Source organism: Amycolatopsis sp. NPDC021455 (genome assembly GCF_040640995.1).
In the GTDB taxonomy this organism is placed as follows: domain Bacteria; phylum Actinomycetota; class Actinomycetes; order Mycobacteriales; family Pseudonocardiaceae; genus Amycolatopsis.
On sequence record NZ_JBFACT010000071.1, the window covers coordinates 17,843 to 32,149 of the forward strand.

General features: G+C 70.8%; 12 protein-coding genes. 8 read left to right on the forward strand and 4 right to left on the reverse strand.

Annotated features, from left to right (window positions below; translation table 11 throughout):
* Positions 1 to 6 precede the first annotated feature (6 nt).
* Complete coding sequence (locus tag AB0G28_RS41450) at positions 7 to 2,883, reverse strand: BTAD domain-containing putative transcriptional regulator (protein WP_361102841.1); 2,877 nt, start codon at positions 2,881 to 2,883, stop codon at positions 7 to 9.
* A 187-nt stretch (positions 2,884 to 3,070) separates the two neighbouring features.
* On the opposite strand from AB0G28_RS41450, the gene AB0G28_RS41455 reads away from it, so the two are divergent.
* Positions 3,071 to 3,748, forward strand: a complete 678-nt coding sequence (locus AB0G28_RS41455; RefSeq protein ID WP_361102843.1) for a hypothetical protein — start codon at positions 3,071 to 3,073, stop codon at positions 3,746 to 3,748.
* Between the two features lie 398 nt (positions 3,749 to 4,146).
* On the opposite strand, the gene AB0G28_RS41460 is transcribed toward AB0G28_RS41455, so the two are convergent.
* Together AB0G28_RS41460 and AB0G28_RS41465 are read right to left on the reverse strand one after the other, a co-directional pair.
* Positions 4,147 to 4,365: a DUF397 domain-containing protein gene (locus AB0G28_RS41460; RefSeq protein WP_361102845.1), complete on the reverse strand. Its 219-nt coding sequence runs from the start codon at positions 4,363 to 4,365 to the stop codon at positions 4,147 to 4,149.
* A complete protein-coding gene (locus AB0G28_RS41465) occupies positions 4,362 to 5,228 on the reverse strand; it encodes a Scr1 family TA system antitoxin-like transcriptional regulator (RefSeq protein ID WP_361102847.1) in 867 nt (288 codons plus the stop codon). The genes AB0G28_RS41460 and AB0G28_RS41465 overlap by 4 nt, the downstream gene beginning before the upstream one ends.
* Before the next feature lie 244 nt (positions 5,229 to 5,472).
* Here AB0G28_RS41465 and AB0G28_RS41470 point away from each other — a divergent pair, with 244 nt between their 5' ends.
* The 3 genes from AB0G28_RS41470 to AB0G28_RS41480 all read left to right on the forward strand — a co-directional run bounded on the left by AB0G28_RS41470 (position 5,473) and on the right by AB0G28_RS41480 (position 7,688).
* Complete coding sequence (locus AB0G28_RS41470; RefSeq protein ID WP_361102849.1) at positions 5,473 to 6,255, forward strand: hypothetical protein; 783 nt, start codon at positions 5,473 to 5,475, stop codon at positions 6,253 to 6,255.
* Positions 6,256 to 6,366: 111 nt separating this feature from the next.
* Positions 6,367 to 7,026, forward strand: coding sequence for a glycoside hydrolase family 11 protein (locus AB0G28_RS41475; protein ID WP_361102851.1), 660 nt, complete (start codon positions 6,367 to 6,369; stop codon positions 7,024 to 7,026).
* 2 nt (positions 7,027 to 7,028) lie between these two features.
* Entirely contained in the window at positions 7,029 to 7,688 is a 660-nt protein-coding gene (locus tag AB0G28_RS41480) for a polysaccharide deacetylase family protein (protein ID WP_361102853.1), read from the forward strand.
* A 45-nt stretch (positions 7,689 to 7,733) separates the two neighbouring features.
* On the opposite strand, the gene AB0G28_RS41485 is transcribed toward AB0G28_RS41480, so the two are convergent.
* Complete coding sequence (locus tag AB0G28_RS41485) at positions 7,734 to 8,414, reverse strand: hypothetical protein (protein WP_361102855.1); 681 nt, start codon at positions 8,412 to 8,414, stop codon at positions 7,734 to 7,736.
* Between the two features lie 55 nt (positions 8,415 to 8,469).
* On the opposite strand from AB0G28_RS41485, the gene AB0G28_RS41490 reads away from it, so the two are divergent.
* The 4 genes from AB0G28_RS41490 to AB0G28_RS41505 all read left to right on the forward strand — a co-directional run bounded on the left by AB0G28_RS41490 (position 8,470) and on the right by AB0G28_RS41505 (position 14,289).
* On the forward strand, positions 8,470 to 9,126 hold the full coding sequence (locus AB0G28_RS41490) for a response regulator transcription factor (protein ID WP_361102857.1): 657 nt from the start codon (positions 8,470 to 8,472) through the stop codon (positions 9,124 to 9,126).
* A 191-nt stretch (positions 9,127 to 9,317) separates the two neighbouring features.
* Entirely contained in the window at positions 9,318 to 10,214 is an 897-nt protein-coding gene (locus tag AB0G28_RS41495) for an ABC transporter ATP-binding protein (RefSeq protein ID WP_361102884.1), read from the forward strand.
* Positions 10,211 to 11,539, forward strand: a complete 1,329-nt coding sequence (locus tag AB0G28_RS41500) for an ABC transporter permease (protein WP_361102860.1) — start codon at positions 10,211 to 10,213, stop codon at positions 11,537 to 11,539. Before AB0G28_RS41495 ends, AB0G28_RS41500 begins: the two co-directional genes overlap by 4 nt.
* Positions 11,540 to 11,544: 5 nt before the next feature.
* Positions 11,545 to 14,289: a bifunctional YncE family protein/alkaline phosphatase family protein gene (locus tag AB0G28_RS41505; protein WP_361102862.1), complete on the forward strand. Its 2,745-nt coding sequence runs from the start codon at positions 11,545 to 11,547 to the stop codon at positions 14,287 to 14,289.
* Positions 14,290 to 14,307 lie beyond the last annotated feature (18 nt).

A 14,307-nucleotide genomic window follows, 5' to 3' on the forward strand; every position in this document is an offset into this window, starting at 1 on the left:
CGGGTTTCACGGGCCGGGTCCCGCGGGCCACAGCCCGAGCCGGCCGAACTGGGCGCGGACGTGTTCGTGCACGGGGCCGTCGAGTTCGGCGATGAGCGCGATGGTCTGGCGGGACTCGTTCCACGCTTCGGCCTGCCGCCCCGTGGCCGCGAGGGAACGGACCAAGGCCACCAGCGCGCGGACGGCCTGGCCGCGGTCGGCGGAGGAGCGGGAAATGCCGAGTGCCTTCCGGGCGTGCAGCAGGACGTCGCCGTGCTCGCCGGCGTCGCACCCGGCCTCGCTCAGCTCGACGAGCGCGGCGAGTGTCTGCTCGTGGTCGGCCGGGTGGCGGTCGTGCAGCGTGACCGCCTCGGTCAGGAAGCGGATCGCTTCCCGGGTCCGGCCGGCCCGGCGGTTCAGGAGACCGAGCTCCAGGGCCATGGCGGCGGTGCGCCGGTGATCACCGAGCTCGGTGTAGAGCAGTTTCGCCTCGGAAAGGTGCCCCGCCGCCTCCTCGAGCCGTTCCCGGCGGCGAAGATGCGCGCCGAGCGCACCGTGCACCACCGCGCTCTGGGCGGGTTCGTCCAGGTCGGCCTGGAGTTCCAGGGCCTGGCGCAGGCACGACTCGGCGTAGGCCAGGTCACCGGAGTCCTCCGCGTGGCCGGCGAGCAGGAGCAGGACCTCGGTGGACGACTGGTTGTCCCCAGTGATGCGGAAGATCGTGATCGCGAGCTGGAGCGATTCCTCGGCAGCCGCCGGGTCGCCGAGTGCCCGGTGGATCCGCGCCAATGCGGTCAGCGCCTGGCCCTCGGCGCCGAGATCGTTCGCGGCGCGGGCGGCCAGCAAGACGGCTTCGGCGGCTTCGCGCCATCCGGGGCCCGTGAAATCGAGGTGGGGCCGGAGCAGCCGCAGCAGCGTCACCGCCCGGTCGAGGTCACTGCTCGCCGCGCGGTGGATCGCGGCGGGCAGATACGTTTCCTCCTCGGCGAGGAACGCCTTGGCCGCGTCGTGGTCCGGCAGGCGACCGGCCGGATCCGCGACGCGCCACCGGGTGGGCGCCAAGGCTTCGGCGGCTTCCTCGACCCGGGCGATGTACCAGTCGAGCAGCCGTGCTCGCGCGCGCGAGCGGTCGGCCGGCGGATCTTGGGCGAGTGCCAGGCGTTCCCCGGCCGCCCGGGTGAGCGCGTCCATCCGGAACCGGCCGTCTTCCTTGAAGACCAGGTAGCGGGCGCCCAGTTCGGCGAGCGCGCCGCGGGTGGTCTCGTCGTCGGTCCCGTCGAGGGCGCACACCGCTTCCACGCCGAGGCCGGGTTCGACGTGGACCGCGAGCGACCGGAACAGCCGGGCGGCCTGGGGGCCGAGCGCGTCGCAGGACCACAGCAGCGAAGTGAGGATCGTTCCCGACGCGAGCTCGCCGGCCAGGAGCAGCTCGGCCGGGCTCGGGAGTTCCCCGGTTTCGGGGAGGAGTTCGGCGAGGGTGCGGACGGCCTGCGGGGTGCCGCCGGTGAGCGCGAGGACCGTCGCCGGCTCGGGTGGTGCGACCGGCGAGTCCCGGAGCAGGCCGGCGAGCAGCCGGGCCACCTCGGTCTCGGTGAACCGTCCGGCCTCCAGCCGGTAGGCGCCGTGGCCGGTCACGAGGTCGCTCAGCCGGTGCCGGCTGGTGACGATGACGACGCACTGGGCGCTGCCCGGCAGCAAGGGCACGACCTGCCCGGAGTCCCGCGCGTTGTCGAGGAAGAACAGCGCCCGGCTGTCGTCGAGCAGGGTGCGCAGCATCGCCGTCCGGGCGCTCAGGCTCGCGGGAATCGTCGCCGCCGCGACGCCCAGGGCGTCGAGGAACTCGCCCAGGACGTCGCCCGGATCGCGCGGTGGTTCGCTGCCGTACCCGGAGAGGTCCGCGTGCAGCTGGCCGTGGGGGAACTGTTCGCGGATGCCGTGCGCCCAGCACAGGCCGAGCTCCGTCTTGCCGACCCCGGCCGGCCCGGTGATGGCGACGATCAACGTCGCCGGTGAGCCGCCGACGCGGGAGCGAAGGAGCAGCTCGTCGAGCCGGGCGAGATCCGCGGAGCGATCGACGAACTCGCTGACCCGGGACGGCAGCTGGGCGGGCGGCAGGGCACGGAGCGCGGCCTGGGTGCGGTGCAGGTCCGCCGGGGCCAGCGCGTCCCGCGACTGCAACAGCCGCCGGTGCAGTTCCTGCAGTTCGCGGGCGGGCCCGGTGCCGAACGACCGGGCGGAGCGGTCGTAGACTTGTTTCCAGTAGGCGTCGAATTCCTCGTAGTGGCCGAGACCGTCGAGCGCGACCAGCCGCTGCGCGATGTATTCGGTGTCGAATTCGTGCTCGACCATCGCGACGTCGAGGATTTGCAGCACCTCGCGGAAATGGCCGCGTTCGAGCTCGACGGTGCACAACGCCTGATAACCCGCGACGCGGTCGTAGCGGTCGAGGTCCTCGCGCTTGCGTTCCATCCAGACGGTGTCGAGGTCTTCGATCGCGGGCCCGCGCCACAGGTCCATCGCTTCGCGCAAAGCGGCCGCGGCCTCGTCCAGCCGCCCGGCCCGCCGCGCGTCCCCGCTCTCGCGGACGAGGGCCTTGAACCGCGCGTAGTCGAGTTCGTCGTCCCCGGGCAGGAACAGGTAGCCACCGCGCTGGGTGACGATTCGAGCGGAGGCGCCGTATCCACGCAACGCGGCCCGCAGCCGGCTGACGTAGGCCTGAAGGTCTTTCTTGGCGTGGGCGGGCGGATTGTCGTCCCAAAGCGCCTCGGTGACGGTGCCGAGGCTGACGACCTTGCCGTGGTTGAGCATCAGCACACCCAGCAGCGAACGTTCTTTCGCGCGCCCGAGCGCGACTTCCCGGTTGCCGAGCCGCAGCTCGACAGCCCCGAGGATCCGGAACTCCATCGGGCTTCCTCGTCCACCCCTGGCCTGCCGGCAAGGACTTCTCGACCAGCACAGTAACCCGCGGAGCAGGCCGGTTCAGCGCAGGTCAACCGGCTGTCAAGAATTTGTCCAGCGCCCGGCAACCGAAGCGTCAACCACCGGCGTTCACGATCATCCCGGCACGAGTGGCCCGGCGGAGGGAGGTCAGATGTGGTGGAAGGACTGGACCGGATGGATCCGGAAGCGCCTGTGCTGCCCGTTGCCGGACGGCCTGGCCGAACCGGTCGCGGATCCGGTGCACCACACCATTCTGGCGCTCGCCATCGAGGGATTTTCCGCACCGGACCGGACGACCATGCACCGGCTGGCGGCGCGCGCGGGCCTCTACCGCGTGGCCGAGCAGGCGCTGTCGGCCGCCGGAGTGGCGTGGGACGACTGCTACCGCGCCGACCTCGGCGACGGCGTCCTGATCCTGGTGCCGGCGGGCTACCCGAAGGCGGTGTTCAGTGAGCTGGTCCCGGCCGAGCTCACGGCATCCCTGGCCGTCCACAACGCACCCCGCGACCGGCTGGAAAGGATCCGGCTTCGTGCGGCCCTCCACGCGGGAGAGGTGAGTTACGACGTACACGGCACGACCGGGGCGGCGATCGTGCACACGTTCCGGCTGCTGCGATCGAGGGTACTCTCGGACGCGGCGGCGTGCGCGGGCGGAGACCTGGCGATGATCGCGTCGGCCTGGATCTACGACGAGATCATCCGGCACAGCCCGGTCAGCAGGCCGGACCTCTTCCGGCAGGTGCTGGTCCAAGAGAAGGAAACCGCTGCCTGGGGCTGGGTTCGCCTGCTGGGACCGGGAGAAGGAGCGTGGCGGCAGCCCACGGGGTGATCACGGCTTGGAGGAGCGTTGCCCGGAGGCGTTCTCGGCCTTCTGTTCTTTGCGGTGGTGCTCGAAGGCGGCCCACGCAGCCGGACGGACCTCGATGAACGGAGAGCCGGGTCCGCAGTCCGTGGTGTCCCGGACTAGGGTGGCCCCACACGAGTAGCAGGTCTGTATGAAGTCATCACGGTCGCACGTGGCGTGGTGAGCACAGTGCTTCTTCTTCAAATGATGATCCTTTGCGTGAGTGTGCATCGTTTTTCGGGTTTCGGGCATGACAACAGGCCCGCACAGGAATGGTTTCCTGCGAGAGTTCGGTGAGCCGCCGCGGCAGGCCGGAGGGTTTGTGAGCGCCGGGATGAGGGTTTCCGGCCGAACCCTCATCCTTCCGCCCCGTCAGTCCGAGGTTAGTAATCCCTCCAGGTCACGACGTTGATAAAGGACTTCCAAGCTGTCGACTTGAACTCGATGATCGGGGAGTCGGGACGTCGATCCTTGCTGTCCCGGACCAGAGCCACATCGGCGGAGAGGTTGGTTTCGACGCAACTGCCTCCGGCGTTCGAATAGCTGCTGGTGAACCACCCGGTGAGGACGCGTCGGGCGTGGGATATGATTTCCTCGGTCAATCGATTTCCTCGCTGTGATGTTTGATCATTTCCAAGGTGGCTCTCGTGCTGAGAGCCAGCCGGTATGCGTCCTCGAACGTGGTCGTGAGATTTCTGACCTGCGTCGGGTCGTCGATGATGCCCCAAGTCGTGACGGTTTCCTGCCAGGCGACGGTGGGCAGCTGCGGATTGTCGAAGTCGATGAGGACGACCGTGGCTCCGCCGAAGAGTCCGCACGCCGTCGCGGTGAACGGGATCACCCGGATGTCGAGTTTTCCCGGATATCGCTCGATCAGGGTGGCCAGGTGCTTGAGCTGGTTCCGCAGCACGCGCGGGCCGCCGATTTGCTGGCGCAGGGTTGCTTCGCTGAGGAGTGCCGTGAAGGTGAATGGGTCGTTCTCGTCGAGGAGACGGGCCTGGCGGCGCAATCGGGCCTCCACGCGCTGGTCCACCTCGACCGGGCGCATGGTCACGTCGGGCATCATGATGGCCCTCGTGTAATCGGGAACCTGCAGCAGCCCGGGGACCAGTAAGTTCTCGTAGTCCCGGACTCCTCGTGCGCCTTGCTCCAACCCGTAAAGCCGCTGGATCTCATTGTCGAAAAGCGCGGAATACCGCGTCCACCAGCCACGCTCTTTGGCGGCCGCGCGCAGGGCGAGCAGTTCCTCTTTTTCCTCGTCGTCGAATTCGAACAGCTCGATGATTCGGGTGAGGCTCTCCAGCGACAAGATCTTGCGCTCGTTCTCGACCGCGGACCAGTAATTGCGGGTGAAGCCGAGTCTCTCGGTGATCGTCCTGACTTCGACGCCGAGCTGCTCGCGCCGCCGTTTCAGCCGAAGGGCGAGTTCCCAGGACGCGACGACGGGAGACGCGGGCGCGGACACGTCGGCGCTCCGCTAGTGTCCGAAGTGGTCGGACGAGGTACGGACCGGGACAGCCATGTTCACGACCTTCTGCACGAGCAGACGCAGCTGCGAGGGACGTACGTGGTTACGGTAACCGAACGATGGTACCAGTGTGGTGCCGGTACTCTCGCCGCTTACGTACGCTGAGAGTAGTCATCAGCACCCGGTGAGACGCGCCGACGGGCGCTCCCGAACGGCTGATGCTCGGCGGAGGAAACGCACCATGCCCGACCCCGACGCGACCAGGCCACCGGTGCCCCGGCCCGGCGGGCGGACGCACGCGCCGGCGCGGGTGCGGACCGGGCGGGCTCCCGGCGCCATCGGGATCGCTCCGCTGCGCGGGGCGGCGCCGGGTCCGGTGGACTGGCGGGGCAGCGTCGAGCTGGACACCGCGCACTGCACGATCGTCGTCGTCGATGTCGAAGGGTTCGGCAGCCGCGGGCGGACCAATCCGAACCGGTTGCGTGTCCGGCACGGGATGTACCGCGCCCTCGAACGGGCCTTCGCGGCCGCCGGGATCCCGTGGTGCGGCTGCCGCCACTCGGACCTCGGGGACGGTGTGCTCGTGCTGGCCTCGGCGGAGATCGCCAAGACGTTGTTCGCCGACCTGCTCCTCGGCGCCCTCGCCGACGAACTGGCCGGCCACAACGGCGTTCATCCCCCGCAGGAGCGCTTCCGGCTCCGGCTGGCGCTGCACGCCGGCGAGGTGTCCTACGACGAGTACGGCGTGACCGGTTCGTCGATCCTGCACGCCCAGCACCTGGTGGACTCGCCGCAGCTGAAGCGCGAGCTGGCGAATGCTTCGGCAGTGCTGGCGGTGATCGCGTCGGACTGGTTCTTCGACGAAGTCATCCGGCACAGCGAATACAGCGGGGCCGGCGCGTACCGGCCCGTGGCCGTCGCGGGCGGCGAAGGGACATCCGGCGCGTGGATCCGGCTCTTCGCTCCCCGAACGATCGTGCGACCCCGGGGCCTGCTGCGGGCCCGGCGTGACCCCTTCGCCTGACTCACGCGGCGGCCGCCGGCTCGAGGTCGAAACTTTCCGAAAGTGATTGCCCCACCGCCGTCGGTGATCGCATGCTTTCGCCATCTTGGCCGGCCTCGACGAGGAGGAAGAATGCGTACCAAGAACCGCTTCAGGGTGTTCGCCGGTGGGGCCGCGCTCGCGGTGATCGCCGCGTTGGTGCCCGGGGTGGCGCGGGCCGACACCGTCATCACCAGCAACCAGACCGGGACCAACAACGGGTACTACTACTCGTTCTGGACCGCCGGTGGTGGCTCGGTCTCCATGACGCTCGGCTCCGGCGGCAACTACCGCACGAACTGGAGCAACGTCAACAACTTCGTCGCCGGCAAGGGCTGGAGCAACGGCAGCCGGCGGAACGTGAACTACTCCGGCAGCTTCAACCCCTCCGGCAACAGCTACCTGTCGCTCTACGGCTGGACGTCCAACCCGCTCGTCGAGTACTACATCGTCGACAACTGGGGCAGCTGGCGGCCGACCGGGACGTACAAGGGCACCGTCACCAGCGACGGCGGCACCTACGACATCTACCAGACGACCCGCTACAACGCGCCGTCCGTCGAAGGCAACAAGACCTTCAACCAGTACTGGAGCGTGCGGCAGCAGCGGCGGACCGGCGGGACCATCACCACCGGCAACCACTTCGACGCCTGGGCTCGGGCCGGCATGCGGCTCGGCAGCTTCAACTACTACATGATCCTCGCGACCGAGGGTTACCAGAGCAGCGGCAACTCCAACATCACGGTGGGCTGACCATGCGATCGCGCAGTTTGCTGGTCGTGGCGGCGATGGCCGTGGCGAGTACCGTCGCCGTCACCCCGGCGCACGCCGCGGCGTGCACCGGGTACGTCGGCCTCACCTTCGACGACGGGCCGTCGAACGCCCACACCCCGGCGCTGCTGAACGCGCTGCGGCAGAACGGGTTGCGGGCCACCATGTTCAACGAGGGCCAGTACGCGGCCGCGTACCCGGCCCAGGTCCGCGCCGAGGTCTCCGCCGGCATGTGGGTGGGCAACCACAGCTACACCCACCCGCACCTGACCCAGCAGAGCCAGGCCACGGTGGACTCCGAGATTTCCCGGACGCAGCAGGCGATCTCGGCCGCGGGCGGCGGCACGCCACGGCTGTTCCGCCCGCCCTACGGCGAAACGAACGCGACGGTCCAGGCGGTCGAGGCGAAGTACGGCCTCCGGCAGATCATCTGGGACGTCGACTCGGGAGACTGGAACAACGCCAGCGTCGACGCGATCGTCGCGGCCAACGCCCGGCTCACGAACGGGCAGGTCATCCTGATGCACGAATGGCCGGCCAACACCCTGGCCGCGATTCCCCGCATCGCCCAGACGCTGACGAGCCGCGGGCTGTGCGCGGGGATGATCTCGCCGCAGACCGGGCGGGCGGTCGCCCCGGGCTGATGGGGACGGTGGTGCGGCGGTTCCGGTGCCGCCGCACCACCTTTCCTAGTTCACGTACCAGTCCACGCGCGCCGAGGTCTCCGAGAACGTATAAAGCCTGGCGCACGCCTTGTGGGTCACCAGGAGCCCCGTGGTGCGGCAGAGCAGTTCGGCTTTCGGGATGGCCGACGGCGCGGGGATGAAGCGGCGGGCGGTGAGGTGCTCGCGCAGCACGTCGGGGGCGTGGTCGCCGGTCGCGGTGATGTCCCGCCAGCAGCCACCGGAACCGCAGTCGATGCTCTCGGCGGTCCGCAGCTGCGCCGGCCAAGGCGACACGCCTTCGTCGCCGGGCGGGGCGTCCCACTCGGTGAACAGGACGCCGCCGGCGATGACGAACCCGGCGACCACCAGCGCCGTCAACCGGGCGGCGCCGCGCCGGGCGCCGATCGCGCACACCACCGCCGCCAGCGTCGTGTAGAGCCAGTAGACCTCGATCTTCGCCGGTACCCACCGTCCGGACAGGCCCAGTTCGCGCGGAACCACGAACCAGGCCAGCAGCGCCAGCAGGACCAGCCCGACGACCACCCCGCTCCGGGGCGACGGCGCCAGTGAGCACCACAGGATGACGGGGACCAGGGCGAACACCGCCGCGAACGGCGCTTCCCGCGCGAACGCGGCGACGGCCACCGCCACCACCACGAGCGCCAAGCGCCACCAGTGGTTCTTCAGTCGCTCAAGGATCGGCACCCCGCCATTGTGCCCGCGCCGAGTAGCCTGCCTTCGGGCGAAGCGGGAGGCGAGCATGGGGGAGCCGCGGACGATCAGGGTGATCGTCGTGGACGACCGGCAGCCCGTGCGGGAAAGCCTGGTCGCGCTGATGACCCCGCTCGAGGACGTCGAGGTCGCCGGCTCGGCCGCGGACGGCGCACAGGCACTCGAACTCCTCCGGCGGCTCGACGGCGTCGACGTCGTCCTGATGGACCTGAACGCGGCCCTCGAGGCGATCCGGCGGATCACCGGGGACCACCCGGACGTCGCCGTCGTGGTGCTGACGACGGGTGCGGACGACGAGCCGCTCGCCGGCGCGCTGGCCGCCGGGGCGCGCGGGTTCCTCACGAAGGACGCGGGCCGCGGCGAGATCGGTGTCGCGTTGCGAGCCGTCGCCGCCGGGCAGCTGACGTTCGGCGCCGGCGTGTCGAGCCGGCTCGCGAGCGTCCTGGCCGCCGCGGCCGGCCCGGGGGTGAAGGCCTTGCCGCGCAAGGAAGGCCGGCTCACCGCGCGGGAAGCCGAGGTGCTCGGCCTGATCGCCGCCGGGCTGAGCAACGGCGAGATCGCGGCCGAGCTGTTCATCGGCGAGGCGACGGTCAAGACGCACATCAACAACGCGTTCGCCAAGATCGGCGTGCGCAACCGCGTCCAGGCGATCCGTTACGCCGCCGGTCACGGGCTGACACCCTGACCGGCGCCCCCGCGTCAAGGCAAGACGAGGGTTAACCCGCACGCAACCCGGACATTTCACCGCTCCGGCCGCGGCCGGTCGGCTCCCGTTCCGCGTCAGTTCACCTCACGCGCCCGCCGCCTTCACTTGCGGTACCTAAGTTTCTCCGCGCAAGCCGGGAACGGAAGGGACCCATGGACGCACCCTTGGCAGTGAGAGCGCGCGGGATCACCAAGTGCTTCGGGGACGTCGTCGCGCTCGACGGCGTCGACCTGGACGTGGCGCCGGGGCGGATCCACGGGCTGGCCGGTCCGAACGGCGCCGGCAAGACGACCCTGCTCGGCCTGCTGCTGAGCCTCGCCGTCGCCGACGAAGGCCGGCTGGAGATCCTCGGCACGCCCGTCGGACGGGCGCTCGCCGCTCCCGCCGGTGTCGCGGGGTTCGTGGACGGCCCCGGTCTCTACCCCTCGCTCACCGCCCGGCAGAACCTCGCCGCGCTGGCCAAGCTCGGCGGCCACAGCGTCGGCGACGTCCTCGACGAGGTCGGGCTCGCCGACGTCGCCGACGACCGGGTGCGCGGCTTCTCCCTCGGCATGCGCCAGCGGCTCGGCCTCGCCGCGGCGCTGCTCACCGAGCCGCGGCTGCTGGTGCTCGACGAGCCGGCGAACGGCCTCGACCCGGCCGGCAAGAAGCACGTCCACGGCGTTCTCGACCGGCTCGCGGCGGGTGGCGCCGCGGTGGTGCTGTCCAGCCACCGGATGGACGACCTCGAGGCGCTGTGCGCGGAGGTGACGATCCTCGCGACCGGCCGGGTCGTCTTCACCGGCCCGCTCGCCAAGCTGTCGGCGGAAAACGGCGAGCTCGCCTACCGGCTGCGCACCTCCGACCCGGCCGCCGCGCGACGGATCATCGCGGACACGCGGGGGATCAAGCTCGCGGACGCACCAAGGGACGCCGACGGCGTGGTCGTGCGAGCGCTCGTTCCCGCGCTCGACGAACTGGTGCTGCGGCTGGGGCGGGATGGCGTCGCGGTGCGCGAACTGGCGCCGGTGGTGTCGCCGCTGGAAGCGGCCTTTCTCGCGCTGACCGAGCAGGAGACCAGCCGATGACCGACGTTCTCGCCCGGCCCGTTCCGCTGGGGCGCACCTACCGGTTCGAGCTGGTCAAGCTGTTCGCCACCGGGCGCATCCGCCTGCTCGTCCTCGCCTGCTGGCTCGCTCCCGCGATCTTCGTCGCCGCGGTGAGCGAGCAGAGCTCCTTGCCCGTCGACACCCTCTTCGGCCGCTGGATGAACGCCACCGGGTGGGCCGGGCCGCTGGTCATGCTCGGCTTCGCCGGGACCTACGCCCTGCCGCTGCTGACGTCGGTGGTCGCCGGGGACGTGTTCGCCGCCGAAGACCGGCTCGGCACCTGGCGGCACCTGCTGGTGGCCGTCCGGTCCACCCGGGGGATCTTCGTCGCGAAGGCACTGGCCAGCCTCACGGTGATCGTCCTGCTGGTCGCCGGGATGGCCGTGTCCAGCACGGCGGGCGGCCTCCTCACCGCCGGGAACCGGGCCCTCGTCGGCTTCGACGGCCACCTGCTCACGCCCGGCGACGCCGCCGGTCGGGTCCTGCTCGCCTGGGTGACCGTGCTCGCCCCGACCCTGGCCCTGGCCGCGCTCGGCCTGCTCGGGTCCGTCCTCGGTGGACGGTCCCCGCTGGGGCTGCTGCTGCCCGCCGTCGTCGCGCTGGTGATGGCGCTCGCCCAGCTGTTGCCGCTGCCGGTCGCTGTCCGCCTCGCCCTGCCCAGCTACGCCTTCATCGCGTGGAACGGCCTGTTCACCGACCCCGGCCAGCTCGGCCCGCTGCTCGTCGGCGTGGGTGTCGGCCTGGCGTGGGCCGTGGCCGCGACGACGCTCGCGTACCTGCTGTTCGTTCGCCGCGACTTCACCGACTCGGCCCACGACGGCCCGGGACGCCGGGCGCTCGCCGCCCTGCCCTTGGTCGCGCTCTTCGCCGTGACGGCCGGGATCATCGCCGCCGCGACGCCGTCCTTGGGGTCCGGCATCGGCCAGGACAAGGTGCAGCGGTCGGTCGCGACGGCGTTCGCCCACCTCTACCGCCTGCAGACCGCGCAGCTCGGCCGCCCCGACGTCACCGAGGCGCAGCTGGCGGCCACGGCGGCGTGCACCAAGGGCGACGGCCTGGTCGCGCCCGAAGGACCGGGGAACGACTGGCGGTGCGTCGTCTCCTGGCACCTCCCCGGCGTCGCGGCCACCGGGACGGCGATCTACCAGCTCGACGTCACCTCGGACGGGCGGTACGTCGCCGACGGCGACGGGCCGAAGGAAGTGAACGGCTACTTCCAGGTGCGGACCCCGGCGGGGGACCAGCCCAACCCGCTCTGGCAGTTCGATGCCGACGTCGAGCTGCTCACCACCACGAAGGGATGAGTCCGATGCAGGTAACACGCCGCAGAAGGCGGCCCGGGAAGGGCGGCCGCGCCCGGCACCGGATCCGCTTCGCGACCGCCGGCTCCGCCACGCTCGTGCTCGTCGCCACGGGCACCGGCGTCGGGGTCGCGTCGACGCAGCAGTTCGGGCACGACCAGGTCGGCCAGGTCACCGGCCAGGGCCAGGTCGTCGCCGCCGACCAGTACCTCGACCCGATCGGCGACCGGCTGGTCGTGCCGGGCGGCAAGATCATGGCGTCCTCGCTCAGCCCGGACGGCGGCCACCTCGCCGCGCTGACCACCGACGGCGGGATCGCGCTCACCGTCGTCGACCTGAAGAACTGGAAGGTGCAGCAGCTCGTCGGGAACTCCGCGACGGCGAACCTGCGCATCCCCGGCAACGACGTGGGCCAGGAAGGCCCGTCGTACTCGCCGGACGGCAAGACGCTGTGGCTGGCCCAAACCGACGGGTACACCCGGTTCACGGTGAACCCCGACGGGACGGTCGCGGCCCCGGTCGCCGTCAAGATCCCGGCGGACGGGCCGAAGCACGCACTGGTGGCACAGGCGGTGTTCTCGCCCGACGGGTCCACTGTGTACTCCGCCGTCAACGGCCAGAACCGCGTCGTCGCCCTCGACGCGGCGACCGGCGCGATCAAGCAGAGCTGGGCCGTCGGCAACGCGCCGCGTGACCTGGTCCGCCTCGGGACCAAGCTCTACGTCAGCAACGAAGGCGGCCGCCCGGCCAAGCCCGGCGAGCCGACGCTGAACTCCTACAACACCCAGGTGCCCGCCAACCGGTTCACCGGCGCCACGACCAGCGGCACGGTCAGCGTCATCGACCTGGCGCACCCGGCCGCCGCGCCGGCGAGCATCGACGTCGGCCTGCACCCGACCGCCGTGTACGCGAAGAACGGCGCGCTCTTCGTCACCAACACCGCGAGCGACACCGTCTCGGTCATCGACCCCACCCGCGACCGGGTCGTCCAGACCATCGCGACGCAGCCGTGGCCGGAGGCGTCGGTCGGCTACGAGCCGGACGGCGTCACCCTCACCGGCGACGGGCACCTGCTGGTGACGCTCGGCCGCGCCAACGCCGTCGCCGTCTACCGCTTCAGCCGGGCGCAGGAGCCGGTGAGCTACGTCGGCCTGCTGCCGACGGACTACTTCCCGACCGCGATCGCCGCGTCCGGCCCGGACGTCGTCGTCTCCAACACCCGCGGGATCGACGCCCGCCGCCCGACGACGGCGGCCGGGCACGGCACCCACGACACGACGTCGAGCGTGCAGCGGTTCCGGCTGCCGGACGACCGCGCGATCCGCGGGTACACGGCGAAGGTCTTCCGCCAGAACGGCTGGACCCCGGGCTCGGTGCAGGTGGCGAACGACCACGGCCACCGCGGCCCGGTGCCGGTCCCGGCGCGGCTCGGCGACCCGTCGACGATCAAGCACGTCTTCCTGCTGGTCAAGGAGAACCGGACCTACGACCAGGTCTTCGGCGACGACCCGCGCGGCAACGGCGACCCGTCCGTGACGCAGTTCGGCGAGAACGTCACGCCGAACCAGCACGCGCTGGAGCGGCAGTTCGGGTTGTACGACAACACCTACGACATCGGCACGAACTCCGCCGAGGGCCACAACTGGCTGATGCAGGCCGACAACCCGGAGTACACCGAGTCTTCGGCCGGCGAGTACCTGCGCAGCTACGACACCGAGGACGACGCGCTCGGCCACCAGACCAGCGGGTTCCTCTGGACCGGCGCGCTGGCGGCGGGGAAGTCGGTGCGGGACTTCGGCGAGTTCCAGCAGTTACTGACCAAGCCGGACGCCGCGAGCTGGCAGAACTTGTACTGCGACGCCAAGAACATGGCCGCGACCGGCGAGCCGAGCGCGTACCCGCTGGTGTCGTCGTCGCCGATCCCGTCGCTGAACAACGTTTCGGTGCCGGCCTTCCCGAAGTTCGACACCTCGGTGCCGGACGTGTACCGCTACCAGATCTGGAAGGACGACTTCGAGAAGAACGGGCCGGCCGACCTGAACATGTTCTGGCTGTCCAGCGACCACACCGGCGGCCCGCCGAACGCGGCCGCCCAGGTCGCCGACAACGACCTCGCCGTGGGCAAGATCGTCGACGAGATCTCGCACAGCCGGTACTGGAAGGACTCCGCGATCTTCGTCGTCGAGGACGACTCCCAGGCCGGTCTGGACCACGTCGACGGGCACCGGGCGCCGGTGCAGATCATCAGCCCGTACGCCCAGCACGGCGTCGTCGACAGCCACTACTACTCGCAGATCACGATGATCCGCACGATCGAGCAGATCCTCGGCGTCCACCCGATGAACCAGAAGGACAGCGCGGCGACGCCGATGAGCGCGGCGTTCACCCGGAAGCCGGACTACACGCCGTTCACGGCGGTCCCGAACCGGACCTCCCTGACGGCCGGGCTGGCGACCCAGCCGTCCTGCGGCGCGGACACGCCGGCGCCGGCGAACCCGGCTGCCGCGCCGGTCCCGTCGTCGGCGGTACCCGCGGACAAGCAGCACGTGGCGGCGCAGTGGCAGGAGTGGACGACGCACCAGCGTCTCACCGGCCCGGACGCCGTCGCGGACTACGCCAACCCCGCGCAGATGAACCACTTCACGTGGTACCAGACGCACGGCTGGCAGCTGCCCTACCCGGGTGAGCCGCAGGTGTACGCCCCGGACCAGGTGCCCGGTGCCTACCTCCCGTCGGCGGAGTCCGACGGCTGATCACCCGAACCGGGAGGC

Excerpts from the sequence above, each read along its gene's own strand:
- AB0G28_RS41500 (WP_361102860.1), top strand. The coding sequence starts at position 10,211 with ATGACCGACGTTCTCGCCCGGCCCGTTCCGCTGGGGCGCACCTACCGG.
- AB0G28_RS41450 (WP_361102841.1), bottom strand. The coding sequence starts at position 2,883 with ATGGAGTTCCGGATCCTCGGGGCTGTCGAGCTGCGGCTCGGCAACCGG.
- AB0G28_RS41480 (WP_361102853.1), top strand. The coding sequence starts at position 7,029 with ATGCGATCGCGCAGTTTGCTGGTCGTGGCGGCGATGGCCGTGGCGAGT.
- AB0G28_RS41505 (WP_361102862.1), top strand. The coding sequence starts at position 11,545 with ATGCAGGTAACACGCCGCAGAAGGCGGCCCGGGAAGGGCGGCCGCGCC.
- AB0G28_RS41455 (WP_361102843.1), top strand. The coding sequence starts at position 3,071 with ATGTGGTGGAAGGACTGGACCGGATGGATCCGGAAGCGCCTGTGCTGC.
- AB0G28_RS41470 (WP_361102849.1), top strand. The coding sequence starts at position 5,473 with ATGCCCGACCCCGACGCGACCAGGCCACCGGTGCCCCGGCCCGGCGGG.
- AB0G28_RS41490 (WP_361102857.1), top strand. The coding sequence starts at position 8,470 with ATGGGGGAGCCGCGGACGATCAGGGTGATCGTCGTGGACGACCGGCAG.
- AB0G28_RS41475 (WP_361102851.1), top strand. The coding sequence starts at position 6,367 with ATGCGTACCAAGAACCGCTTCAGGGTGTTCGCCGGTGGGGCCGCGCTC.